Here is a 20,942-nt window from a genome sequence, read left to right as displayed (position 1 = left end):
GTGCCTCCATAATTATTTGCTATTAACGTACAATGCGAGCGGCAGGAGTCGAACCTGCATAGTAGGTGTTAAGAGCAGGGGAACTCTATTTGGAGTGGACACGTTCTACCGTTGAACTACGCTCGCATGTTGCCCGCTAGGCTGGTAGTGGGCGAGGGTGCTACTTTCGTTTGTGGATCCAGTAAGCTAAAATGGCGAATAGCGCTATGAAGCAAATGATACCAATTACAATGGTAAAGTCGAACACGTGTGTGCTGTACGTTCCTACATGCAATTCCATAGCTAGTCTGAATCTTTACCAGTAACGGTTATTTTACTAGCAACTAGTGATGGTACGGTGTTGCTACCACCAATTTTGGTATCATATGATTGTCTCTTTGAAAAAACACCTTGAATGTCCACATAATCGTCTTCGACTGCTGGTGTTTTACCATCATAGGCAACCATAAACGTATGGTCTGGATCATCGTCTGTGTATACTAGAAGGACTGTTTGGCCATCTTTTTCGTCAGCTTGAAGTACTTCAGCCTTTGAAATATGATATGATTTTCCAACCCAATCATCAGACTTGACAAAATCACCATAAGTATATTTTTCTGCGTTATTTTCGCCTTCAGTTGCATTGTATGAATCACTAGTATCTGAACTACTGTCACTGCTACTAGAACTACTGTCAGAATCTTTATATTCAGTAATAGTCAATTGCGACTTGGGACTTTTATAACCGTGATATGTAGCATAAACAGTATATTTTCCTGAAACAAGGTAATCGTCACTAAACTTTCCTTTTTTATTGGCTTTTACAGTGTCTGAAATTCCGTCTTCACTAGTAGGCTTGAAATGAACAGTTGCTCCGGGAGTGGCTGTCCCCTTTACGGTAGTTACATTATCAACTTTATTTTGATACAAAGAAGCACTAACTGTTGTGTTTCTAGCGTTTGACTTGTCATTAGAAGATGTACTCGTTGATTTTATTCCAGCAAATAATAGCAGTGCAAAAGAAAGAAACACTACAACGATTGAATATATAGACGTCTTTTTCCATTTGCTTAGTTCTTTGCCTTTAGCTTTCTTAAAAATCCATCCAATTGTCGACACGATAAATAGTACAATTGCTATTAAAAATACTAAAAAAGACAATACCCCTAATGTTTCCACAACAAATTCCTCCAAAAATAGAATTTCAGCTTTTACCGACATCCGTATCTGGTCTTATGTAAGTATAATACCGCTAAATATGTAGAACATGCGTTCTTTTTGGTGTAAAAGCATAGGAGCAATAAGCTCCTATAATATAACTCTGCCTATAATACGTACCTGGTCATCTTTAACATGACGTGGTTCGTATTTTTTGTTAATTGATCGTAAGATGACTTCATCGGAAGTGTAGTCGTAGTAAATTTGCTTGCAAGTAACACCGTCTCCATCAATTTCAACGATAGCAATTTCACCATTCTCAACTTCTTCTTGCTGATGGTAGAAGATAATTTGACCATCGTGAATCAGTGGCTCCATCGAATCGCCTTGTATACGGATGGCTGTATCTGCCCCGTGTGGAACGTCTGTGAAGTCGTCGTGTTCAATTTCTACATCGCCATAAGTCAATTCAGTAGGGTTAGCGGCTGACTTACCAACGAGTGGCAAGTTAACGACTTTACCATTTTGTTCTTTCAACTGATTGTCAGCGTAGTTGTAAACATTTTGCTGACGATCAGGGCTTAATTTTGAAACAATTTCAGTTATTTTTTCAGATATACTATCATTGGATATTCCCATTAAATCAATGAGTGAAACATGTAAGGAACTAGCCACATTAGCGACAACCTCAATTGGCATTTTTTCAATATCACCTTTTTCATATCTAAATATAGTTGAACGAGAAACACCAATTGATTCTGCTAGTTGGTCAGCACTAATTCCTTGTTGTTTTCGAATGGATTTCATCCTATCACCAACGTTCATGTAATACATCCTCCCTTAATATGATAAATAAAGTATAACATCATGTCGCAAAAATGCAACAAAGAAAAATCGCATTTTTGCGATTTTTGTGTTGACTTTCGCAACAGGTGGAATTATACTTTGTTCATCAAGTCGCATTAATGCGACTTAAAGGAAGTGAGTATTAATATGTTAGATATTAAGATTGACCGGCTCAAGGGATTGATGGTTGAACGCCATATCACACATGAATCTTTATCAGTGGCATTAGGGATAAACCGGAGCACTCTGTCCAGAAAGCTTAAGGATGGTGGAAATAAATTTACAATTGACGAAATTAGAAAAATGCAAGAGTTTATTCCTCTTACAAATCAAGAAGTGATTGATATTTTTTTAACAGAAAAAGTCGCATTAACGCGACAAAAACAACCAGCATAGAAAGGAATGATCCGCATGAATGATTTAGTAATTATGAAGAATAAGCAAGCTGTTACTAGTAGCTTGCAAGTGGCAGAGGTATTTGACAAGCAACATAAGCATGTTATGGAGGCAATCCAAAACAAACTGGACTCAGCCGAAAATTCGGCTCAGTACGATTCGATGTTTTCCAAGGGATTTTATAAAGACCGAAGTGGTAAATCTAATCCAATGTATTACATGAATCGTGACGGGTTCAGTTTCATTGCTTTCGGGTTTACAGGTAAAAAGGCGGATGCGTTCAAGCTCAAATACATTGAGGCATTCAACTCTATGGAAGAACAAACAAAATTGCCAACATCGCCACGAGAGATTGCCAGATTGGCGCTGCAAGCCAATGAGGAAACTAATCAGCGCCTAGACAGTGTAGAGGGCGATGTGAAAGACCTAAAAGAGAACCAAGTTATTCCTAATCCTGAATATAGTGCGCTTAGTCGCCGGGTTAACCAACGTGTGTCAGAAGTAGCTCACAGTTATGGGCACATTACGAAGAAACAACGTGGCGAGTTATTTAAGGATATTAACGGTGGCGTCAAGAAGATTGCTAACGTGAGCGCTCGGTCAATGCTACGCAAGAAGGACTACCAGATGGTAATGGACTTCATCAACGACTGGGAGCCATCTACAGCAACTAAGACAATCATTCGACAGATGTCACTTCGATTCGACAAAGAGCCAGCATAGGAGGTAAAACAATGGAATTTGAAAATGTACGTGAAGCACTGAAATTCTTGCTTGAGTATAACGATACGATGTTGAACCCTAACCTTAAATCTCGGGTTAACGGTGGTGAGTGGTCGCCAAGCGCAGTTAACGAAGTTCAAATGGCAAACTATGACGCTTTAGCACAAGCAGCGGACATGCTTGGTATGAGCGACCTTTACTTAAATGAACAGCCAGCATAGGAGGTGAGTTAGATGGAACAATTAAATGTAACAATTGAAAGTTTGGATGAATTAAAAAAGCTGCTTGACGAGGCATCAGACCAGGTCAAACAACTTCAAAATACGATGTCCAAAATTACTGAATATCAAATGAAGTTCCATTAGATAAGCCATTTAGAACATAAAATTCAATAGCTTCATCTCGCATTTCAGTAAAACTTGAAAACTGTGAATTTTTGTTAATGATTTCGTCAACTACAGGTTTATCAAAATCATCAAAGGATTTAACGTTATCTGCCGGGATAGCGCTTAGCAAATCATCTGTTGTCTTGAAGCTTGTATATTTGTTCAAGAAATCATTGGTAAATAAATTCTCAAAGGAAACTTTATGATCGCCATCAAGTTCTTTGGCATTGTTGCTCATGCGATCAAAATCGGACATCAGTTTATCCAAACCATCCATATTTGTCACCTCGATCAATTGGGATAACAAAATTATACACCGAAAGGAGTGACCAGGATGGACAGTTTGATAAGTGCTTTGTCGAAACTCTTCACGCAAGCATATGAGCAGGGAGTTGCGGACGGGCGTATTCAGCAGGCTGTTGATCACAAGATGATTGGACGTAAAGATTTCTACTCTGAGTTTGGTATCAAAGTAGATTCATTCGACAAGCACTATCGCGACAAAGAGGGCTTCCCAAAGCCAGAAGAAGATGGCAAATGGTACGCTCCAGCAGTCGAAAAATGGTTATTGAATCATCAAAATTTAAGTGATTAAAACCTAGGCGGGTAGATGATGATTCAATTCATAAGGAGGAATTTCCATGGTAGAAGTAGCGGTATTAACCTGGGCGCTAACAACCGTGTGGTACAAGCGCCGAGAGATTAGAAACTGGTTTGGAATTTAAGGAGGAAAAGTAATGGTAAGAGACACAGATGCATTTGTTGGACTTGGCAATAAATTAGTTGCCAATGCTGACAAGGCACAAGCAAATGATTTAATAACTAAAATGAATGTTGCTAGTTTGTCAGGCCATCACTCAATCATCTGGAACAAGTCTGGAATTAGTGTCGGCGTTATCAACACACTATCAGAAGAAGATATTTCAGTTAGCAAGTGTCCTGGTGGCGGATATGTCATTGATTGGCAAGAAGCATTAGAAATGGAGGAATAATCATGAAAGTTCATGTAGGTGATCGAGTGAGTTACAAGGCTGAGTATAGTTGCGGCCAATTAATACGAGAAGCCGGTGTTGGCAAAGTAGTGGATATTAAAAAAATCCCGTTCACATTGCGCACTCAAAAAGATGTGGCTGTAGTTGAACAAAATGGACAGCAATTCGAGATTATTACCAATGGTATTCAAGTGCTCAAGTAGGAGGAATGATCATGCAAGAAGTATCAATTTTACCACTCCACGAGTGGAAACGAGCGCAAAAAAGCCATCGCTAGTAACGGCTAACGATGGACTAATGGAAGAGATGCTTAACACTAATATCTACTCTATTCCAAAGCAGTCTCGTTTGCAAGCTAAAAGACAAAAATACTCCCTACTGGAGTGGATTACAAGAGTAGGGAGCAAGAAAACAATTCAAGGTGTGCGTATATGTTAACGCTAACTCGAAATGTTTGCAAGTGCTGAGAAAGAGAGGACGGTAGTTATGGAAAAACCATTACCTTATTTAGAACAACAGGATTGTATTCTTCATGGTATTACGCAGATTGCATCAATCGATCCACAAGAATTAACTCCAGAATGGTTGTTAATTCAAAATAATATGGCAATGGCGTTTTGCTTGAATGCATGGATGTTTAATAGGGAGCTGAAATAATGATTAAAAATGGATACAGAATCAGCGTAAACTTTACAGACATTGGTCATCTTAGTAAAAACATAAACTCACTATATGAAAAATGGTTGCTTTGCCAAAATGATTTGAAGACTATTCAGATAATTGGCGAACTGGCACTTGGAAAATGTGACACATACAAATTGCTAAGTCAAAACAGCATTAGCATTAATGACTTTTCACGTGCTATGAAAAATTTAAAGAAGCTGGGATTAATTGAATATAGTGTTGAAATGTGATTTATAAACACTAAAACGAATTGGCTTGAACTAAAAAATACAGCAGTGACTAATACACCGGGTGGGTGGAATGCCTACTAGTAAATAAGGGAGGATTAAGAGATGGCACAAAGGAGAATGTTTAGTAATACGATCACGGATTCTGATTTGTTTATGGATATGCCTAAGTCAGCTCAGCTACTATATTTTCATTTGAATATGCATGCTGATGATGATGGGTTTGTGGGTAATACGAAATCCATTATGCGGATGACTGGTTCAAGTGATGATGATTTAAAAATTTTGTTAGCCAAGCAGTACCTTATTCCGTTTGAGAATGGCGTCACTGTGATTAAAGATTGGCATATTCATAATTACATCCGATCAGATCGTAAGCACCCCACGAAATATACTAGTGAGCTTAAACAATTAGAGCTAAATGAAGACGCTAGTTATAGTAAATTGCCCATCGGTAGTCAAGTGTCAGCCAACTGTCAACCAAATGACGGACACTTGGTAGGCAATTGTCATACCGAGGTTAGGTTAGGTAAGGATAGGTTAGGTAAGGATAGTAAAGGTAAGTATATAGAACCAGGTAAGCCCAAACCAGGAAAATCCAAACCAGCACGACACAAATATGGACAATACCAGAATGTCTTACTGACGGATGAACAATTAGAGAAACTCAAATTGGAGTTTCCTTCTGACTGGCAAGATCGTATTGAGCGAGTCTCTGGGTATGTTCAATCTAGTGGTAAACACTACAAAGATTACTTGGCTACCATTCGTAATTGGGCTAAGAGAGATCAGCAAAGTAACCAAAGTCACAAAGCAGCGCCACAAACACGAGAGGACTGGTTTGGCTAATGGAAAATGTAACGAAGTTATTCAATCAAGCCACGATTCAGAAAGTAGTAGCGGCTAGAGGCATTGATACAACTAAGTTGCCAACCAAAGAAGAATTGGATCATCAAACAATTGATCGGGCGAATGCGGGCGTAATTGCTAACCGAAAACGGTATTACTATCGCATGTCAGTCTGGTCTGGAGGCGTGCCACTACGATTTAGCTTTAATGATTGGCAGGTTGATAAACAGCCTAATCAAGCTAAAGCTAGAGAACTTGGTAATCAAGCATTTAAGTTAGCTAGGCAATTAGAGACTAACCAGTTCAACGTAGCGCTTGCAGGCGGACCCGGAGTTGGCAAAACATCATTAGCGCTAGCAATTATGTATCAGCTAATGAGCGCAGGACAGACAGCAATGTTTGTCTCGACAGCTGAATTGCTACGGCTGGTAAATGAGAAATACGAAGCACCGGACGTACGTCAACGGTTACTATACGTTTTAAAAGACATGCAAAACGTTGATGTTCTAGTTTTAGATGATTTTGGTACTGAAGGCGGTAAGCCAACTGAAAAGGGGTTCTACAAGCCAGTACACAAAGATTTGCAGACACTGATGTATCAAGTGGCAAATGCGCGTTGCGATTTTGATCATAACGAAGTCAAACATATAACCATCATTACGACTAACAACACACGTAAGCAATTAGAAAGTATGTATGATGGCAAAACAATCGATCGCTTATATACCAAGGATACTAGCTGTCAATTGCTGTTTGACAACATGGAAGGAGTCAGAAGTGTATGAGCTGTGAATTATGTCATGGTAGTAAAGTTGTTCAGCAACCACTTGGGAGTTATGGTTTCACGTTTGGACCATGCCCAAATTGTACGAATGAGATACATGCTCATTACGAGCAGGAGCTTGAAAGGAAGTTAGCCTATGGCGAGCAAAAATTGGCCTAAAGAACTGGAAGTAATTCATAAGCTAGAAGCGAGATATGGCAGCATGGATAACGTGCCACCAAGCAAACTAAGCAATTTGCATAAAATGCCTGGAATCAAAGCTGTATCAGACGATTACACGGAGATTACGCGTACCCAGTATAATGCCATTAAATTAGTCATGGAAGGCAAGCAGGGTAAAACTAGGACGTCTCGGGAGTTAAAACGGAGTAACAGTTGGATTGATAGACGTATTCGTGCGATTGACGAAAACAAATACTACATTACGGAGGACAAATAAGCATGATTGATATGAAAATTGACCAGTATCATCTGACTAGTGACAAATACGAAGTTAAGGTTAACAGGATGTCATTAGACAGCCATGGGCATCCGGTAAATAGCTACGATGAAAAGTCTGGTATTAATCGGCTGGTAGAAGTACCCCTAGCACACTGTAAAAACGTCGAGGACGCATTGCGCTGGCTTCGTGGGTATTTAATCCGGACTGGTAGTGAACACATAAAAACAGTGGATCAGTTAGCCATAAAGAGTCATGAAATTGAACGGCAGTTTGACACGTACATTAAAGAGTGTGTACCGGAAGGATTATGAGCTATGTCCGGAAATGCTAAAACGTATCGGGATTTATTTCAAGAAATATATGAAAAATATGGTATTCAAACTACAACACAATTTCACATCAATCCAGATAAACAGATAAGTGAAGAGAAATATCAAGAAGCTTTAAAAGCTTATTCAATTTTACCAGCAATATTTGATGATACCTTTGGGAGGGACGAAGATGCCTAAACACACTAAGAAGCGTTCAACGATTAAACGGAAGCACCGGCGCATGAAGCAACACGCTGAAGCAAACAAAGCTAAAGCATTAGATAGCAAGCAATTGGCCAAGGAATATGAGCCATACAACATTAATAAGCGGGCGTTCGGGGAGGATTGAACGTATGAAGTTTTTGGACTTATTTGCTGGTATCGGCGGTTTTCATTTAGGAATGGAGCAAGCTGGTCATACATGTGTTGGCTGGGTCGAGTGGGACAAGTTCGCTCGGCAGAGTTACCAAGCAATTCATAACGTGAAAGGAGTGTGGAATGCAAGTGACATACGAACAGTTAGAGCTAGTGAGTTACCCAGAGCAGACTGCTGGTGCTTTGGCTTTCCATGCCAAGACATCTCAGTCGCCGGTAAGCAAAAAGGATTCACTGCCGGAAAGCGTAGTTCTTTGTTTTTTACAGTTACAGGGCTTATTAGAGACCTCGAAGAAGAAGATAGACCCAGCTACTTACTCATTGAGAACGTTAAAAACTTACTTAGTATTAACCGAGGGCTTGACTTTCTCAAACTTCAAATTGAATTGGATGAAATCGGGTACGATGTCGAATGGTCAGTGCTTGACTCAGCCGAAGTCGTCCCTCAGCACCGGGAACGTATCTTCATTGTCGGACATCTTAGAGGACGACGTACCCAGCAAGTATTTCCTATCGTTCAAGACGACCGAGAAGTTAATCGCCGGGCAGACGCAACAAATACCCTTACCGCCCGTTACGGGGAAGCGCAGGGATCAGGATCGTACGTTGCTGAAAGTGAACCGCCGAAAGTGAAGCAGGTGGGCAATCTTATGAATACCAAATATTTTGGTGGTAATCCACAACCGGGACGTATTTATGATCCTAGCGGTATTTTGCCAACATTAAGTACGATGCAAGGTGGAGGAAGAGAGCCAAAGATAATATCTAACCCACACGGTTATAACAAAGGTGGCACTAGAACAATTTCGCCAACGGTTACTGCAGGTTCTTTTAAAGATAATAATTTTGTGCAGACCAACATTCTCGCTGGTCTAAGGATAAGAAAATTAACGCCGCTTGAATGCTGGCGCCTACAAGGCTTCCCGGATTGGGCCTTCAATCGTGCCAGACAAGCGGGATTAAGTGACAGCCAATTATACAAGCAGGCTGGTAATAGTGTGACGGTGCCTGTTATTAAAGCAATTGCTGAGAGAATGAAGCTACCATGATAATCGTCAAGGAACCAACTAACGAGGAACGCAAGCGGGCGTTTGAAGCGTTCGGGGAGGATTAAAAATGAGTGAATCATATGAAGCAATAGAATGGATCTTAAGTCAATTGGCACAGGCCTGCTAGTGATAGGAGATGGCGACGATGATTAAGTTTAGAGCGCGGCACTGATGAGCAACAGGCACAAATTGGCCAGGACTTCATTGCTGACATTGCGGAGTTGAGTGATCGCGAGAGTAAACAAAAAGCCGCCTACTAAGGCGACCAGTCATAGGACCACTCGAATGACCGTTGTCAGTATAACATATAAAAGCGTCGTATCTGTTGAGGAGAATACGGCGCTAGGAATTAAAGCAACTATAATATACACCACACGATATATTTAGGCAACCCTAAACATGTGCGCTGCTAGACTACAATATTTGAAAGGGGAATTGGTAGTGAAACGAACGACGATTAGAAAAGTTGAAGATATTCTACGTGACTATCCCAAGATTGACAAGTATATCGAGAAACGTGAACAGGAATTACGTTATCCAACTGTACCACGTGATGATAATGTTGGAGGTGGCAAGGCACAATACAAATACCCAGATACGGCGTTAAATACACTAATTACAATTGACGATGATCGGCGCATTAACACATTGAAGCGTCAGCGAGAAGTAATTGATGATTGTTTAGACGGCGTTGGCCACGATACAGAAGTAATTATAAATGAGCTATATTTTAAGAAACACCAGCAGTACACAATTGACGGATTAATTGCAAATCATATGATAAATGTTAGCCGTCGAAAAGCGTTTGACTTAAAGAAAACTTTTATCAACGATTGCGCTAAGGGGTTTGGATTGTATGAAATATAAAAACGTGCACTAATCGTGCACTTTTGACCCCTACAAACGTGCTAAATTGGTAGTATGCCAAATGTGATTGACGTGCATGAAGTAATCCTCCAAATTACAGACTGGTAATCGCTGTGGGCTAATTGGTAAGCCACAATGGGATGTAGGTTCGAGGCCTACCGGCGATATTAAGTATCAAGCTGGTGTATGAGGAACTGATAATTCCGCCCAGCATGTCTGCGACTGAACGATCGTTATTAGACGATAGCCTAATAATTATTGAACCTATTTTTAATACAACTGGGTTGCAGTGAAAAAAAGCTGTTTCGATATGCAGATTATAGCAGCAAGTTTGAGATAAAAAGCATTGACGGTTGTGCCGACACAAAGCCCAAGTAAATGTTAGTGTGAGAACTAGCAGAACCAAATGGGATTCTCAATAAGTCGGTGTTGTAGTTGAAGCGGTAATACCGTTTATAAACGACTAGTCAAGTACCAGTAGGATAAATCTACAGACATACTAAAACAAAATTATGTTTAAAATATGCCTAAATCATCTGAACGTTGGTAGCCATTGTGCTAGCCCATGCCTTGTAATGCATTAACAGCTAATTAGGTAGCTCTTAATTAGTAGGCGTTAATGAGCATGTAGCTTAAAATTATCGTAGCTAAAGCTAACTACGCAAACCAATGCGGATACTTGTTTGGCTCTGCGACAGAGACAGTGAGCTGTGGCGGTCTGTAAAACCGTTGTCGAGAGACTGAGTAGGTGCAAATCCTACCGGAGCCATTTACGACCCAAGCACGTCACTAAACTGCTGAATAGGGCTGGAGTCGTGTTTGGAATTACCTTCATAACATGAACTCCCATCGTCTTGTTTACATTGGCTGTGCTTGTGGCGGAATAGGTAGACGTTTTAAGAGGCAACACAGGATGGTGTTGTTATGTAGGGTGCAAATCCCTACCAAGCACATTAAACGCGTCCACGGCACCAAAACGGGCAATCTCCAAACTGGCTCTCGCTTATTGGCGGGAGCTTTTGTATAGTTAGAGTAGTTTGGAGGAATTGAAATGGCACATATAAATTGGAAATTAATTATTGGGGGATTTGTGGCCCTAGGAGTGATACCTATAATCTTACTTGTTTGTATGCACTTTTTGAACTCTGTTTTTTTGGGTGATTCTAGTAATGATGGATGGCTTGGATTTTGGGGTGGCTATTTAGGAGCCTTGCTTGGGTTGTACGGCGTTCAAATGCAATTGAAATCTGAACAAAAAACACGTTTGGATGATAACCATCCTAAGTTTTACCTATTCTTTCGAATGTCGTTTGAACCTTCAAAGAAAGTGTATGTTCATTCATGTCAGCCCCGGGAGCTTTTAGGAAGTAAAGATCATCAAAAAAAGATGAAATTTGAATCAAAGTATTTTTATTCAGATTCAAATTTCATTTCGATAATTAATTCTAACAAGAAAAATGTTTACGATATCAGTATTTTAGTGACTAGTTTAGTTGCAGATAACAATGTTTGCAGTAAATATAAGAAATCAAGTGCGAATATTAATGGCAAAGAGGGTAAAGGCGATAATTCAGAATGGGATTCATTTAAAAGAGACACTAAGAATTGGAGTCTTGTGCACGAAAGTATCAAGGCTTCAAATCTGGAAAGCACTGAAAATGAGCTATTATTAGTTACTTATGCCCAGTTATATAACTATCCTAATGAGATTCAAAGCATTGACATTATTTTTCATACGAATAGCAATGAAATTGGATTGGCAATGTTTGAATTGATAAAAGATAAAAATGGAATTCTAAAATTATCCAATGTTCCAAAAGTGGAATATTTCCAAGAAGGTGTAGTAACACACGACCTTAGTGAGAAAGAGAAATTGTTTAATGAAAATTATAAAAATACAGATATTATGGTTGTAGATGAGAATAACAAGGAACCGTTTATTTGGGAAAAAAGACGGCAAAACAATAAAAGATGATGATAAACAAGCAAAATATCCGATTAATCAATAGATATCGGACGAGCAGTTAGTATTGGAAAGTAAGTCGTGGTGGTATGAAATGACAATAATGATACACAGTAACTATGGGTACGAGCCGCCTGAATGGGTAGCTGCAGATGCCCGGCTAGATAGATGGTGTAAGGATAAGAAGCGTCGTGCTAAACAGCATGGCGCTTTTAGTTTGGAAAAGAAACGGAGAAAGCAACATGCCAAGGACAAGAAGATGCCGTTATCCTAACTGCCATGCAATGGTCACTTTCCCTGACCACTATTGTCAACATCACTATGAGCATGAAGCTGAGTACTTGGCTAGTCGGCAACGTTGGGCACGTAGCAATGACAAACAATACACACACAAGTACAACACGGTTACACGTTATCGTAATGAGGATAAGCGTCAGCAATACAACTTCTATCGGACAAGGCAATGGTCACATCTAAGGCAACAAGTCCTAGAGCGTGACCATTACTTGTGTGCTTACTGTAAAGTGCAAGGCGTCATCACGCCTGCTAAGACAGTTGACCACATTGTGCCAATTGAGTTTGACGAAACACTGAAAGCTAACGTTGATAACTTAGCTGTTATCTGCGGTAAGTGTCACCGACTCAAGACTGACTGGGAACAACTAACTTATGGCACAGGTCAAGGCAAAGAGCTGCAAAGCGTAACGCCGATCAATGATGTGTCAGCAATCGTTGTGTTAATGAATGAGAAATAAAGTTTGGAATAAGTTCAATCAATTTATTGGCACTTGTCGTTCGATTTGAGCGGCTCTAAATTTATGAATGAATTAGTAACGATGATTATTAAAACAACCCCCGCCCCCTAACGTGTCCCAGGAAGAGCGCACACATTGATCTTAGCTTACAAAAAAATTGATTTTTCAAATTTTAACATAGGGGGGGCAGGCACTAATTGGGAAGGAGGATCTTTGACAATGAAAAAAACATTCTATCAGCAGAATGACGGGAAACTATCCAAGGATCCACCAGTTCAATTAGGGGCTATTGCGGCTAGCTGTTGGCGAAAAATCGTACCTTTTTTAGAAACTACTGGCAAAGTGCATAGAATAGACTCATTTTTAGTCGAAAACTATTGTTCTCAGTATGAAATATATCGTGAAGCATATGAGGACATTAAAGAAAATGGCATTCAATCTAAAGTGTTCAAATCTTTGCAGGATAATTATGGTGCAGTGGTTGGTCAGGATTTTGTTGGATTTAAGAAGAACCCGGCGGTTGGAACATTAAAAGAGTCAATCGCCTTGCTAAATTCTATAGGTATGCAGCTAGGACTATCGCCCAAAGGGCGTCAGAATCTGTCTGAACTTGCTAATCAGAGCAAGGAAGAACCTTCAATTGCTGATTTGCTGAATGGTGACGAAAATGAAGAAGATTGAAATTAAGAATAAAGATGTTATCAGCACTTATAGAAGTGAAAACTATGAATTAATTGCAAAAAAATATCATGATCCAGCTACTGAATATGCTTTTAAAGTGCTTAATGGCGAGATCTTGGCAGGTTATAAAATGAAACTCGCCTGTTTTAGACACTTACAAGATTTAAAGCGATCTGAATCAGGAAGCATAGATTTTCCTTATCACTATGACTTGAGTGAGTGCAGAAAAATACTGAATTTTGCTAAGCTTTGTCCAGATGTTAACGCTGGAGTTCCACTACCACTTCTATTATGGCAAAAAGCAATTCTTTGTTTAATGATCGGCTGGAGAGATGAACTAAACCATAAACGTTTTACTCGTGTTTCACTGTCAGTCGCCCGGACAAATGGGAAAACCTATTTGGTCAATATCATGCTTTGGTATGCATATATGATTGAAGCAGCTTCTAAGTTTAATCAAGACTTGGCTTATATTGGCCCTGTCGCAGCACAAGCTAAGAAGGGCTGGCGCTATGTAGAGATGTTTGGCCATAAATTAAAAGAAGTGGCAGCCTTTAAGAATCAATTCTTTGATAGATACGGTGTTGATGTTCAATCTGAACAAGTGAAGGGAAATAAAACTCAGAACAATATTCTAAGAATGTCTAATGAATCGGGCCAATTTGACAGTTATCATTTCTTGTTTTGTGTAGCTGATGAGGCTGGGGATAAGCATTACACAACAGACAATTTTAGTAAGGTAACATCAGGCCAAGTACAAACACCCAACCATCAGTTCGTTCAGATTTCTACAGCGTATGATGATCCAACGGTTCCGTTCCATAACGACCAAATACGCATGACAGAAATTATGGAAAAGGATTACTTACGATCTGGTGATGAATTTCTAGTTCTAGTGTGGGAGCAAGATTCCCCTGATGAGTTAAATAAGCCTGAAACGTGGATTAAGTCTAATCCAATTTTGATGATTAAAGACAATCAAACCATGGTAAAAGGGCTGCAGACTGAAAAAGATAATAAGCTGAACGACGGCACTATTAATGATTTCAAAAATAGAAATTTAAATATATGGATGCAGTTAAAGTCGGCTACATATTTGAAGCTTAGTGAAGTTGAAAAGGCTATTATCAATAATTATTCGATTCAAGGTCAAGAAGTCTATATTGGATTTGACAGTTCGATGTTTTCAGATAATACGGCGCTTGCTTTTGTGTTTCCGTATATTGACGAAAGAAAACATAAACAAAAATGGTTTATCATGCAACATTCATTCATTCCTTGGCGGCAAGCTGGATCAATTGATATTAAAGAAAAACAAGATGGAATTAAGTACCGTGATATGGTCAAGCTAGGATTCTGCACAATCACTGCACACCCACAAGGCTTGATTAATATCGAACAGGTCTATGACTGGCTGGTTAGCTTTGTTGAACATAACCAATTAAAGGTTAAGTTCTTTGGATATGATCGTATGGGAGACTATCGAGTAAAAGATCTTGTTAAAACTTTAGATGCCAATTTTGATTGGCCATTGCTTGATGTTGCGCAAAGAACGTCTGAAATTGGAGATCCAACAAAATTCCTACAGGAAAGATTCGCCGATAGTTCAATTTCTTCATTAGCAGATCCTGTTCTAAAAAAGGCGCTCCTCAATGCTGAAACTTATGAGGACAAAATTGGTATGCAAGTGGACAAGCTTAAAGCAACATACAAGATTGACGTAGTTGATGCTTTGATTGATGCAATATATCAAGCAATGTATCATTTCAAGGATTACGGCCCACTTGAAGATAGATCTGGTTCAGTAATTGATCGGTTAACAGATAAGGAAGCGTTAGAGTGGTACAACAATCCAGAATCCGGTCTGTTAGGAGATGATATTGATGATTTTTAAACAACTTTTTGCTGCCATTTGGCATTACTTTGATGTGCTGTGTTTCATTCTAGGCATGATTGCTGGAGTGTATGCAGCCTTTTTATTTGGGCAGGCCCAGGGTGCCCTGGCAATTGCGGTAGCTTTGTTCTTAGTTGGCTGGCTTTCTGAAGCCGTTGCAGCTGGTCAAAAAGGAGATGATTAACAATGCCATTTTTTAAACCGCCGACGACGATTAATAATTCGATTGGTATTCAAAGTGTACCGGTTGAAGATGATAACGTTGTTAACTTTCTAACGCCAACTGGTAGTCATGAGTATGTTAGTGCTAACGATGCTTTGAAAAATTCAGATATTTATTCAGCGGTTAACCAAATATCTGGAGACTTGGCCACTGTTCAATTAATGGCTAATATGCCACGAGCACAAGGAATTTTAAACAATCCTAGTACGACCGCTAACGGGCACACGTTTTGGCAGTCTATGTATTCACAATTGTTATTGGGTGGCGAATGTTTCGCGTACCGTTGGCGTAATCCCAATGGCTTAGATCTACGTTGGGAATATCTACGGCCAAGCCAAGTGCAAACTTATTTATTAGATGACGGCAGTGGCTTAACCTATACGGTTACTTTCGATGAGCCACAATTAGGTGTCTTACAATATGTACCACAGTCTGACATGATTCACATTCGCTGGGCTAGTACCGATGGCGGCAAGACAGGCAACAGTCCGTTAAAAGCATTATCGAATGAGATTCAAATTAAAAATTCGTCAAACGATTTAACATTAGCCGCATTGGCGCGATCAATCAGTGCTCCGGGTGTTTTAACAGCTAAAAAAGGTGGTGGCTTACTAACAACCAAAATGAAAATAAGCCGTTCAAGAGAATTTATTCGTCAGGTTAATCATTCAAACGGCGGGCCAGTTGTTCTTGATGATTTGGAAGAGTATACACCATTAGAAATGAAAGCCGATGTTACCAAGCTGTTAAGCCAAACAGATTGGACGAGTAAGCAAATTGCTAAAGTTTTCGGCATTCCTGATAGCTATTTGAATGGCCAAGGCGACCAACAAAGTAATATTGACCAAATCAAAGGCATGTACACCAATGCCCTTAATCGCTATTTACAGGCGATTTTAGCTGAGCTGGATAATAAGCTTAATGCTAAGATTACGGCCAATATACGGACTGCTGTAGACCCATTGGGAGACTCATTTGCAGCCACCCTATCAGGGCTAGCTAAAGATGGCACAATTGCTAATAATCAAGCAACTTGGGTTTTACAACAAACAGGCTATTTCCCAGATGAAATGCCTGCAGCTGAAAAGTCAACAACACAACAAGTTGTGATTCAATCAGGAAAAGGAGGTGATAATGATGACAAAGAAAGTGATGATTAAAGGCGATATTGTTGATGATCAAACAGCCGGTTTTTATCAGTTCTTTGGAATGCCAGCAGTATCACCTTCGGGTGTTGCTGACATTTTAAATGATGACAGTGGCAACACTGACGATGACGACAGTGATGATGAAGCACTTGAAGTTGACATTGCTTCCAATGGTGGCGATGTTTTTGCGGCTAGTGAGATTTACACTATGCTAAAAAATTATGCTGGCAATGTAACAGTTAATATTCAAGGCTTAGCCGCTAGTGCGGCAAGCGTGGTTGCTATGGCTGGCGATCACATCAACATTTCACCAACTGCTCAGATTATGATCCATAAGGCTTGGTCACAACCAGCTGGTAATGCTGACGATCTGGAGCATGAAGCCAGTATTTTAAATGGCATTGATCAATCAATTGCCAGTGCTTATGAAGCTAAAACTGGCATGGAGCAAGCTGACTTGCTACAGCTAATGGCAAATGAAACATGGTTAACAGCCAGTGATGCCGTTGATAAAGGCTTCGCTGATGAAATTATGTTTGCTAATGATCAACAATTGCAACCGGTGAACGCTATTTCACACATTCCACCTAAATCTGCAGTTAATAAGCTGCTGAATCTCATTTACAAGGCGGATAAGGATAAAACTAAGCCGTCTAAAGAAGAAAATACTACTAATAGTCAATCTGCTGAATTACGAAACAGCAAATTGGCTATTTTATTTGGAAAAAATCAAAAGGAGGCCAACTAATGGCTAATATTAACACGATGAATGATGCTTGGATTGCCCAAGGGCAAAAGGTGTCAGACTTGAACGACAAGCTAAATGCTGCTGTCCTTGACGACAGCTTTGATCAAGAAAAATTTAAAGCAATGAAACAAGATCGCGACAATGCGGTTGCCCGGCGTGATGCTTTACATGAACAATTAGAAGAAGAACGTAAGGCTCAAGAGATTGCCAATATGGATGACAAGAATAAGACCCCACTTGATGATAACGAAAAAGACATCAAAGCTGAGTTCGTTCATAACTTCCAAGGTATGATTAAAGGCGACCCGAAAGTTATGAACTTGGTAACTTCTTCTACCGACGAAGGTGGCAATGCAATCGGATTAACTATCCCTCAAGATATTCAAACGGCAATTAATACGCTGGTTCGCCAATACGATTCATTACAGCAGTATGTTAGTCGAGAATCTGTTACAACTCAAACTGGTTCACGGGTTTACGAAAAGTGGACTGACGTTATTCCGTTGGCTGATTTAGATGATGAAACGGCTACCATTGGTGATAATGATGATCCTAAGTTATCCATTATCAAATATACGATCCATCGGTATGCTGGTATTACCACTGCCACTAATTCATTGCTAAAGGATACTGCTGACAACATTTTGGCTTGGTTGTCTCAATGGATTGCTAAGAAGGTTGTTGTTACTCGCAACGCTAAAATTATTGCGGCGATGAACAACGCACCTAAGAAACCTAACTTGTCCAAGTTCGATGACATTATTACGATGATTAATACTGCTGTTGATCCTGCCATCAAGTCTACGTCGTTCTTAATGACAAATACCTCAGGTTTAAATGTGCTTTCCGAGGTTAAGGACGCTATGGGACGTTACTTATTGCAACCCGATCCAACACAACCTGATCAGTATTTAATCCATGGCAAGCGAATTGTTGAGGTAGCTGACAAATGGTTGCCTAATGTTGGGACTACGTCAGCACCGGCTTACCCGCTTTACTATGGTGATTTGTCACAAGCGGTTACTTTATTCGACCGAGAAAGCACTTCCTTATTGACTACCAATATTGGCGGTGGCGCCTTTGAAAAGGATCAAACTAAGATTCGTGTGATTGATCGTTTTGATGTTGAAGCTACTGATACGGAAGCCTTTGTTGCAGGCTCGTTCAGTAAAATCGCTGACCAAACGGCCAACTTTGCGGCGAGCGCTGCTACAACGACTGACGGGAAGTAATTAGCCAACTATGTCGCCAATAAATAAACAGTACAGTGACAATCTGGGCGGCTAAGCAAGGATGTGATTAAAGTGGCAGCCGATTTAAAAACATTGAAATCGTCTTTGCGAATTGATGGGAATGATGACGATGAGCTGCTAACAGGTTACTTGTCTGCAGCCACTAGCTACATTAAACAGGCCATTGGTGATGAAAATGGTGTTACGGGGTTCTATGAAATGGAAGGCGTGAATGATTTGTTTGAAACGGCTGTTTACGCCTTAGCTGGTTCATATTGGACTTATCGAACATCGATTACAGCCATCGCTGTTAATCCAGTTGATCTGGTCGTGGACTCAATCATTGGTCAACTCAGAGGGTTGTACAGTCAAAAGCAATATGAGGCGGGGACAAATGACGAAAGCAATTAATCCTACACGAATGAATTTTAGATTGGAGTTTGGAACTCAGGCAGCTACTGGAAAAGTTAACCCTAATACGGGTAATCCTATTACTGATTTTGTCCCTCAATTCAGTTTGTACGCCGGCGAATGGTCATTGTCGTTTCAGCAAAGGTTAGCGTTAAATGGTGACACCTCGCAACAGAATGCCGTTTACTTTGTGCGTCATAATCTAAAAATAACTACCGGCATGCAATTACGACGCAATCATCAGGATGTTTACCAGATTGATGATGTGGCCTACGATGATGGTTTACCACCGGATGGCTTTGACCTCATAACTTGTCATAAGGTGGTGATCGGGCGTGGCGAATGAGATTAAACATGCAGACTCATTTGAACATATTTTAGATACTATGGCGGAAGGCTTTGGACGTGAAGAAAAGCTTAAAGCTAATGCAGCTGGAGCAGATCAGTTCATTAAAATTATGAAGCCTAAGATTCCGGTAGGAAAACTACGCAAGGTACATGGCCATGCTGAGAAAGCACATCTACGTGATTCATTAATTGCTGTAGATCATCCTAATGGCTCGGTTAACGTTGGTTTTACAGCCAAAGGTGAAAAAGGGTACATTGCACGTTTTCAAAATGATGGCTGGGACGTTGTTGACCGTAATGGTTCCAAACACAGCCATGTTTCCGGGAAACACTTTTGGGAGACTACTCAGCGTGAAGCGAAAGGCCAAGTTGGCAAGGCAGTTGTTGAACAATTAAAGACTGCTATGGACAAGAAGGTGGGCAAGTGACGCCGGTAGCTTTTATTAAAAGCATAATTGTTACAAATATTAATGAAATACCAGAATTAGCTGTGGAACATATCCATAGCTTTTTTATTCCAATTAACGATACTTCAACCGACGAGCCTATTGCAGTAATAAGCGGGTTACCTGAACGTAGTCAAGATTATGGCAATGGGATTCCATTCCAATCAACGAAGCAAGTCCAGATACAGCTCTATTATCCTAAAGATTACTTGGGCGATATGGATGCCATCGAATCCGGGTTAAAACAAGTGCTATTGACCAATGACATTCGTTGTTATAGTGATGCTGGTCAGACATTAACACCAGATTCAGAAAGTATCACGAACACTTTGAAATTTAATTATATAAAGGAGGCCATTTAAATGGCAACATTAGGTTTAAACATGTTATACACCGGTATTAAAGCCGATGACGGGTCAACGATTATTGATGCAGATAAGGGGTTGTCGGCCGCTGGGGTATACCCCATTGATACTAGCAAAGCAAACGGTAACTTGGGTACTAAGACTGCTAACATTACCGGGCTATCTGGGACGGTATCTAAGATTACTGGCAACAATGAAGTTGTGGATGTTTCTAATCCACCTTCGGCACCATCAGTCGCGATTGATTCGAACGAAATCAACTTTATTGTTAAACAAAAGCTATTGGGACGGGTATCAGATGGCAAGGGCGGTTACTCTGATACTGACAAGCCGGTTGAAGCTGGTCTGATTATTGAATCTCGTTCTCCTATCTTTCGAACCGCGATTTATTATTGCTTTGGTCGTGGAATCTTTAATGAAGCTGGTCAGAACATTCAAACAAACACTGATACGGCTGAAACTCGCGACGATGATAACTTGACATTTACCGCCTTGAACTATGATGGCTTCGGTGGCCAACCGTACAAGGTATATGCTGAGTCAGATCCTAAATTTGATAAGCAAGCGATGTTTGACGCTGTATTTCCTGGACAAACGTTTTATAAAAACGCGAGTAACGGCACCAGTGGTCAATAAAGCTACAACTGACACAGGCTCACA

At 40.1% G+C, this 20,942-nt stretch carries 34 protein-coding genes and 1 tRNA gene; 31 read left to right on the top strand and 4 right to left on the bottom strand.

Annotation, left to right across the window (positions count from 1 at the left end; all coding sequences use genetic code 11):
• Positions 1-33: 33 nt before the first annotated feature.
• From ACWQAU_RS14565 to ACWQAU_RS14555, 3 genes are all read right to left on the bottom strand, one after another.
• Positions 34-126: transfer RNA gene (locus ACWQAU_RS14565), tRNA-Trp, on the bottom strand.
• Positions 127-282: 156 nt separating this feature from the next.
• Positions 283-1,158: a hypothetical protein gene (locus ACWQAU_RS14560; RefSeq protein ID WP_079111812.1), complete on the bottom strand. Its 876-nt coding sequence runs from the start codon at positions 1,156-1,158 to the stop codon at positions 283-285.
• A 129-nt stretch (positions 1,159-1,287) separates the two neighbouring features.
• Positions 1,288-1,962 carry a helix-turn-helix domain-containing protein gene (locus ACWQAU_RS14555; protein WP_057138663.1) on the bottom strand — a complete coding sequence of 225 codons (675 nt, stop codon included), beginning with the start codon at positions 1,960-1,962 and terminating at the stop codon, positions 1,288-1,290.
• A gap of 168 nt (positions 1,963-2,130) precedes the next feature.
• Here ACWQAU_RS14555 and ACWQAU_RS14550 point away from each other — a divergent pair, with 168 nt between their 5' ends.
• From ACWQAU_RS14550 to ACWQAU_RS14535, 4 genes are read left to right on the top strand one after another with little or no spacing between them, the layout of a single operon-like run.
• The gene (locus ACWQAU_RS14550; RefSeq protein WP_057138664.1) at positions 2,131-2,379 is read left to right on the top strand and encodes a helix-turn-helix domain-containing protein; all 249 of its coding nucleotides are present in this window, start codon (positions 2,131-2,133) and stop codon (positions 2,377-2,379) included.
• A gap of 15 nt (positions 2,380-2,394) precedes the next feature.
• A complete protein-coding gene (locus ACWQAU_RS14545) occupies positions 2,395-3,102 on the top strand; it encodes a Rha family transcriptional regulator (protein ID WP_063722542.1) in 708 nt (235 codons plus the stop codon).
• A gap of 11 nt (positions 3,103-3,113) precedes the next feature.
• A complete protein-coding gene (locus ACWQAU_RS14540; RefSeq protein ID WP_079111810.1) occupies positions 3,114-3,323 on the top strand; it encodes a hypothetical protein in 210 nt (69 codons plus the stop codon).
• A gap of 12 nt (positions 3,324-3,335) precedes the next feature.
• On the top strand, positions 3,336-3,467 hold the full coding sequence (locus ACWQAU_RS14535) for a hypothetical protein (protein ID WP_015380502.1): 132 nt from the start codon (positions 3,336-3,338) through the stop codon (positions 3,465-3,467).
• Here the strand turns inward: ACWQAU_RS14535 and ACWQAU_RS14530 are convergent.
• Positions 3,439-3,765, bottom strand: coding sequence for a hypothetical protein (locus ACWQAU_RS14530; protein WP_015380501.1), 327 nt, complete (start codon positions 3,763-3,765; stop codon positions 3,439-3,441). The genes ACWQAU_RS14535 and ACWQAU_RS14530 overlap by 29 nt on opposite strands.
• 57 nt (positions 3,766-3,822) lie before the next feature.
• On the opposite strand from ACWQAU_RS14530, the gene ACWQAU_RS14525 reads away from it, so the two are divergent.
• From ACWQAU_RS14525 to ACWQAU_RS14395, 27 genes are all read left to right on the top strand, one after another.
• On the top strand, positions 3,823-4,083 hold the full coding sequence (locus tag ACWQAU_RS14525) for a hypothetical protein (RefSeq protein ID WP_079111809.1): 261 nt from the start codon (positions 3,823-3,825) through the stop codon (positions 4,081-4,083).
• Between the two features lie 142 nt (positions 4,084-4,225).
• Positions 4,226-4,480: a hypothetical protein gene (locus tag ACWQAU_RS14520; RefSeq protein WP_063722546.1), complete on the top strand. Its 255-nt coding sequence runs from the start codon at positions 4,226-4,228 to the stop codon at positions 4,478-4,480.
• A 2-nt stretch (positions 4,481-4,482) separates the two neighbouring features.
• Positions 4,483-4,683, top strand: a complete 201-nt coding sequence (locus ACWQAU_RS14515; protein ID WP_003641371.1) for a hypothetical protein — start codon at positions 4,483-4,485, stop codon at positions 4,681-4,683.
• Positions 4,684-4,966: 283 nt separating this feature from the next.
• Positions 4,967-5,137 (top strand): hypothetical protein, encoded by a 171-nt coding sequence (locus tag ACWQAU_RS14510; protein WP_162920430.1) that lies wholly within the window; start codon positions 4,967-4,969, stop codon positions 5,135-5,137.
• Positions 5,137-5,394, top strand: a complete 258-nt coding sequence (locus ACWQAU_RS14505) for a hypothetical protein (protein ID WP_033098960.1) — start codon at positions 5,137-5,139, stop codon at positions 5,392-5,394. The genes ACWQAU_RS14510 and ACWQAU_RS14505 overlap by 1 nt, the downstream gene beginning before the upstream one ends.
• 102 nt (positions 5,395-5,496) lie before the next feature.
• Positions 5,497-6,240 carry a replisome organizer gene (locus tag ACWQAU_RS14500; protein ID WP_069137016.1) on the top strand — a complete coding sequence of 248 codons (744 nt, stop codon included), beginning with the start codon at positions 5,497-5,499 and terminating at the stop codon, positions 6,238-6,240.
• Positions 6,240-7,025, top strand: coding sequence for an ATP-binding protein (locus ACWQAU_RS14495; RefSeq protein ID WP_072534795.1), 786 nt, complete (start codon positions 6,240-6,242; stop codon positions 7,023-7,025). Before ACWQAU_RS14500 ends, ACWQAU_RS14495 begins: the two co-directional genes overlap by 1 nt.
• Before the next feature lie 135 nt (positions 7,026-7,160).
• Positions 7,161-7,463, top strand: a complete 303-nt coding sequence (locus tag ACWQAU_RS14490; protein ID WP_079111808.1) for a hypothetical protein — start codon at positions 7,161-7,163, stop codon at positions 7,461-7,463.
• Between the two features lie 2 nt (positions 7,464-7,465).
• Positions 7,466-7,777, top strand: a complete 312-nt coding sequence (locus ACWQAU_RS14485; RefSeq protein ID WP_079111807.1) for a hypothetical protein — start codon at positions 7,466-7,468, stop codon at positions 7,775-7,777.
• A 3-nt stretch (positions 7,778-7,780) separates the two neighbouring features.
• On the top strand, positions 7,781-7,975 hold the full coding sequence (locus ACWQAU_RS14480; RefSeq protein WP_024971545.1) for a hypothetical protein: 195 nt from the start codon (positions 7,781-7,783) through the stop codon (positions 7,973-7,975).
• On the top strand, positions 7,968-8,126 hold the full coding sequence (locus ACWQAU_RS14475) for a hypothetical protein (RefSeq protein WP_022638754.1): 159 nt from the start codon (positions 7,968-7,970) through the stop codon (positions 8,124-8,126). Before ACWQAU_RS14480 ends, ACWQAU_RS14475 begins: the two co-directional genes overlap by 8 nt.
• Positions 8,127-8,130: 4 nt before the next feature.
• Positions 8,131-9,201 (top strand): DNA cytosine methyltransferase, encoded by a 1,071-nt coding sequence (locus ACWQAU_RS14470; protein ID WP_079111806.1) that lies wholly within the window; start codon positions 8,131-8,133, stop codon positions 9,199-9,201.
• Positions 9,202-9,642: 441 nt separating this feature from the next.
• Complete coding sequence (locus tag ACWQAU_RS14465) at positions 9,643-10,068, top strand: transcriptional regulator (protein WP_079111805.1); 426 nt, start codon at positions 9,643-9,645, stop codon at positions 10,066-10,068.
• 1,051 nt (positions 10,069-11,119) lie between these two features.
• Positions 11,120-12,043 carry a hypothetical protein gene (locus ACWQAU_RS14460; RefSeq protein ID WP_063485444.1) on the top strand — a complete coding sequence of 308 codons (924 nt, stop codon included), beginning with the start codon at positions 11,120-11,122 and terminating at the stop codon, positions 12,041-12,043.
• A gap of 82 nt (positions 12,044-12,125) precedes the next feature.
• Positions 12,126-12,305 (top strand): hypothetical protein, encoded by a 180-nt coding sequence (locus ACWQAU_RS14455; protein WP_063485443.1) that lies wholly within the window; start codon positions 12,126-12,128, stop codon positions 12,303-12,305.
• The gene (locus tag ACWQAU_RS14450; protein WP_056988426.1) at positions 12,274-12,786 is read left to right on the top strand and encodes an HNH endonuclease; all 513 of its coding nucleotides are present in this window, start codon (positions 12,274-12,276) and stop codon (positions 12,784-12,786) included. The genes ACWQAU_RS14455 and ACWQAU_RS14450 overlap by 32 nt, the downstream gene beginning before the upstream one ends.
• Before the next feature lie 219 nt (positions 12,787-13,005).
• On the top strand, positions 13,006-13,467 hold the full coding sequence (locus ACWQAU_RS14445; protein ID WP_063487070.1) for a phage terminase small subunit P27 family: 462 nt from the start codon (positions 13,006-13,008) through the stop codon (positions 13,465-13,467).
• Positions 13,454-15,361: a terminase TerL endonuclease subunit gene (locus ACWQAU_RS14440; RefSeq protein WP_063487149.1), complete on the top strand. Its 1,908-nt coding sequence runs from the start codon at positions 13,454-13,456 to the stop codon at positions 15,359-15,361. The genes ACWQAU_RS14445 and ACWQAU_RS14440 overlap by 14 nt, the downstream gene beginning before the upstream one ends.
• On the top strand, positions 15,351-15,545 hold the full coding sequence (locus tag ACWQAU_RS14435; RefSeq protein WP_063487071.1) for a DUF1056 family protein: 195 nt from the start codon (positions 15,351-15,353) through the stop codon (positions 15,543-15,545). Before ACWQAU_RS14440 ends, ACWQAU_RS14435 begins: the two co-directional genes overlap by 11 nt.
• Positions 15,546-15,547: 2 nt before the next feature.
• Positions 15,548-16,744, top strand: coding sequence for a phage portal protein (locus ACWQAU_RS14430; protein ID WP_063487072.1), 1,197 nt, complete (start codon positions 15,548-15,550; stop codon positions 16,742-16,744).
• Complete coding sequence (locus ACWQAU_RS14425; RefSeq protein WP_063487073.1) at positions 16,722-17,480, top strand: head maturation protease, ClpP-related; 759 nt, start codon at positions 16,722-16,724, stop codon at positions 17,478-17,480. The genes ACWQAU_RS14430 and ACWQAU_RS14425 overlap by 23 nt, the downstream gene beginning before the upstream one ends.
• Positions 17,480-18,712, top strand: coding sequence for a phage major capsid protein (locus ACWQAU_RS14420; RefSeq protein ID WP_072534789.1), 1,233 nt, complete (start codon positions 17,480-17,482; stop codon positions 18,710-18,712). The genes ACWQAU_RS14425 and ACWQAU_RS14420 overlap by 1 nt, the downstream gene beginning before the upstream one ends.
• Before the next feature lie 72 nt (positions 18,713-18,784).
• A complete protein-coding gene (locus tag ACWQAU_RS14415; protein ID WP_016058329.1) occupies positions 18,785-19,123 on the top strand; it encodes a head-tail connector protein in 339 nt (112 codons plus the stop codon).
• On the top strand, positions 19,107-19,469 hold the full coding sequence (locus tag ACWQAU_RS14410) for a phage head closure protein (RefSeq protein ID WP_016058330.1): 363 nt from the start codon (positions 19,107-19,109) through the stop codon (positions 19,467-19,469). The genes ACWQAU_RS14415 and ACWQAU_RS14410 overlap by 17 nt, the downstream gene beginning before the upstream one ends.
• A complete protein-coding gene (locus ACWQAU_RS14405; RefSeq protein ID WP_063722567.1) occupies positions 19,459-19,899 on the top strand; it encodes a hypothetical protein in 441 nt (146 codons plus the stop codon). Before ACWQAU_RS14410 ends, ACWQAU_RS14405 begins: the two co-directional genes overlap by 11 nt.
• Positions 19,896-20,279 carry a DUF806 family protein gene (locus tag ACWQAU_RS14400; RefSeq protein ID WP_063722568.1) on the top strand — a complete coding sequence of 128 codons (384 nt, stop codon included), beginning with the start codon at positions 19,896-19,898 and terminating at the stop codon, positions 20,277-20,279. Before ACWQAU_RS14405 ends, ACWQAU_RS14400 begins: the two co-directional genes overlap by 4 nt.
• Positions 20,280-20,918 carry a phage tail protein gene (locus ACWQAU_RS14395; protein ID WP_063722569.1) on the top strand — a complete coding sequence of 213 codons (639 nt, stop codon included), beginning with the start codon at positions 20,280-20,282 and terminating at the stop codon, positions 20,916-20,918.
• Positions 20,919-20,942: the final 24 nt, after the last annotated feature.

The organism is Lactiplantibacillus sp. 3062 (genome assembly GCF_055413545.1).
Note: the sequence above shows the minus strand (reverse complement) of the source record. Positions and strands in the feature narration are given on the sequence as shown.

Coding starts and splice junctions, on each gene's coding strand:
- ACWQAU_RS14555 (WP_057138663.1), bottom strand. CDS start 1,962: ATGAACGTTGGTGATAGGATGAAATCCATTCGAAAACAACAAGGAATT.
- ACWQAU_RS14550 (WP_057138664.1), top strand. CDS start 2,131: ATGTTAGATATTAAGATTGACCGGCTCAAGGGATTGATGGTTGAACGC.
- ACWQAU_RS14545 (WP_063722542.1), top strand. CDS start 2,395: ATGAATGATTTAGTAATTATGAAGAATAAGCAAGCTGTTACTAGTAGC.
- ACWQAU_RS14540 (WP_079111810.1), top strand. CDS start 3,114: ATGGAATTTGAAAATGTACGTGAAGCACTGAAATTCTTGCTTGAGTAT.
- ACWQAU_RS14535 (WP_015380502.1), top strand. CDS start 3,336: ATGGAACAATTAAATGTAACAATTGAAAGTTTGGATGAATTAAAAAAG.
- ACWQAU_RS14530 (WP_015380501.1), bottom strand. CDS start 3,765: ATGGATGGTTTGGATAAACTGATGTCCGATTTTGATCGCATGAGCAAC.
- ACWQAU_RS14525 (WP_079111809.1), top strand. CDS start 3,823: ATGGACAGTTTGATAAGTGCTTTGTCGAAACTCTTCACGCAAGCATAT.
- ACWQAU_RS14520 (WP_063722546.1), top strand. CDS start 4,226: ATGGTAAGAGACACAGATGCATTTGTTGGACTTGGCAATAAATTAGTT.
- ACWQAU_RS14515 (WP_003641371.1), top strand. CDS start 4,483: ATGAAAGTTCATGTAGGTGATCGAGTGAGTTACAAGGCTGAGTATAGT.
- ACWQAU_RS14510 (WP_162920430.1), top strand. CDS start 4,967: ATGGAAAAACCATTACCTTATTTAGAACAACAGGATTGTATTCTTCAT.
- ACWQAU_RS14505 (WP_033098960.1), top strand. CDS start 5,137: ATGATTAAAAATGGATACAGAATCAGCGTAAACTTTACAGACATTGGT.
- ACWQAU_RS14500 (WP_069137016.1), top strand. CDS start 5,497: ATGGCACAAAGGAGAATGTTTAGTAATACGATCACGGATTCTGATTTG.
- ACWQAU_RS14495 (WP_072534795.1), top strand. CDS start 6,240: ATGGAAAATGTAACGAAGTTATTCAATCAAGCCACGATTCAGAAAGTA.
- ACWQAU_RS14490 (WP_079111808.1), top strand. CDS start 7,161: ATGGCGAGCAAAAATTGGCCTAAAGAACTGGAAGTAATTCATAAGCTA.
- ACWQAU_RS14485 (WP_079111807.1), top strand. CDS start 7,466: ATGATTGATATGAAAATTGACCAGTATCATCTGACTAGTGACAAATAC.
- ACWQAU_RS14480 (WP_024971545.1), top strand. CDS start 7,781: ATGTCCGGAAATGCTAAAACGTATCGGGATTTATTTCAAGAAATATAT.
- ACWQAU_RS14475 (WP_022638754.1), top strand. CDS start 7,968: ATGCCTAAACACACTAAGAAGCGTTCAACGATTAAACGGAAGCACCGG.
- ACWQAU_RS14470 (WP_079111806.1), top strand. CDS start 8,131: ATGAAGTTTTTGGACTTATTTGCTGGTATCGGCGGTTTTCATTTAGGA.
- ACWQAU_RS14460 (WP_063485444.1), top strand. CDS start 11,120: ATGGCACATATAAATTGGAAATTAATTATTGGGGGATTTGTGGCCCTA.
- ACWQAU_RS14455 (WP_063485443.1), top strand. CDS start 12,126: ATGACAATAATGATACACAGTAACTATGGGTACGAGCCGCCTGAATGG.
- ACWQAU_RS14450 (WP_056988426.1), top strand. CDS start 12,274: ATGCCAAGGACAAGAAGATGCCGTTATCCTAACTGCCATGCAATGGTC.
- ACWQAU_RS14445 (WP_063487070.1), top strand. CDS start 13,006: ATGAAAAAAACATTCTATCAGCAGAATGACGGGAAACTATCCAAGGAT.
- ACWQAU_RS14440 (WP_063487149.1), top strand. CDS start 13,454: ATGAAGAAGATTGAAATTAAGAATAAAGATGTTATCAGCACTTATAGA.
- ACWQAU_RS14435 (WP_063487071.1), top strand. CDS start 15,351: ATGATTTTTAAACAACTTTTTGCTGCCATTTGGCATTACTTTGATGTG.
- ACWQAU_RS14430 (WP_063487072.1), top strand. CDS start 15,548: ATGCCATTTTTTAAACCGCCGACGACGATTAATAATTCGATTGGTATT.
- ACWQAU_RS14425 (WP_063487073.1), top strand. CDS start 16,722: ATGACAAAGAAAGTGATGATTAAAGGCGATATTGTTGATGATCAAACA.
- ACWQAU_RS14420 (WP_072534789.1), top strand. CDS start 17,480: ATGGCTAATATTAACACGATGAATGATGCTTGGATTGCCCAAGGGCAA.
- ACWQAU_RS14410 (WP_016058330.1), top strand. CDS start 19,107: ATGACGAAAGCAATTAATCCTACACGAATGAATTTTAGATTGGAGTTT.
- ACWQAU_RS14395 (WP_063722569.1), top strand. CDS start 20,280: ATGGCAACATTAGGTTTAAACATGTTATACACCGGTATTAAAGCCGAT.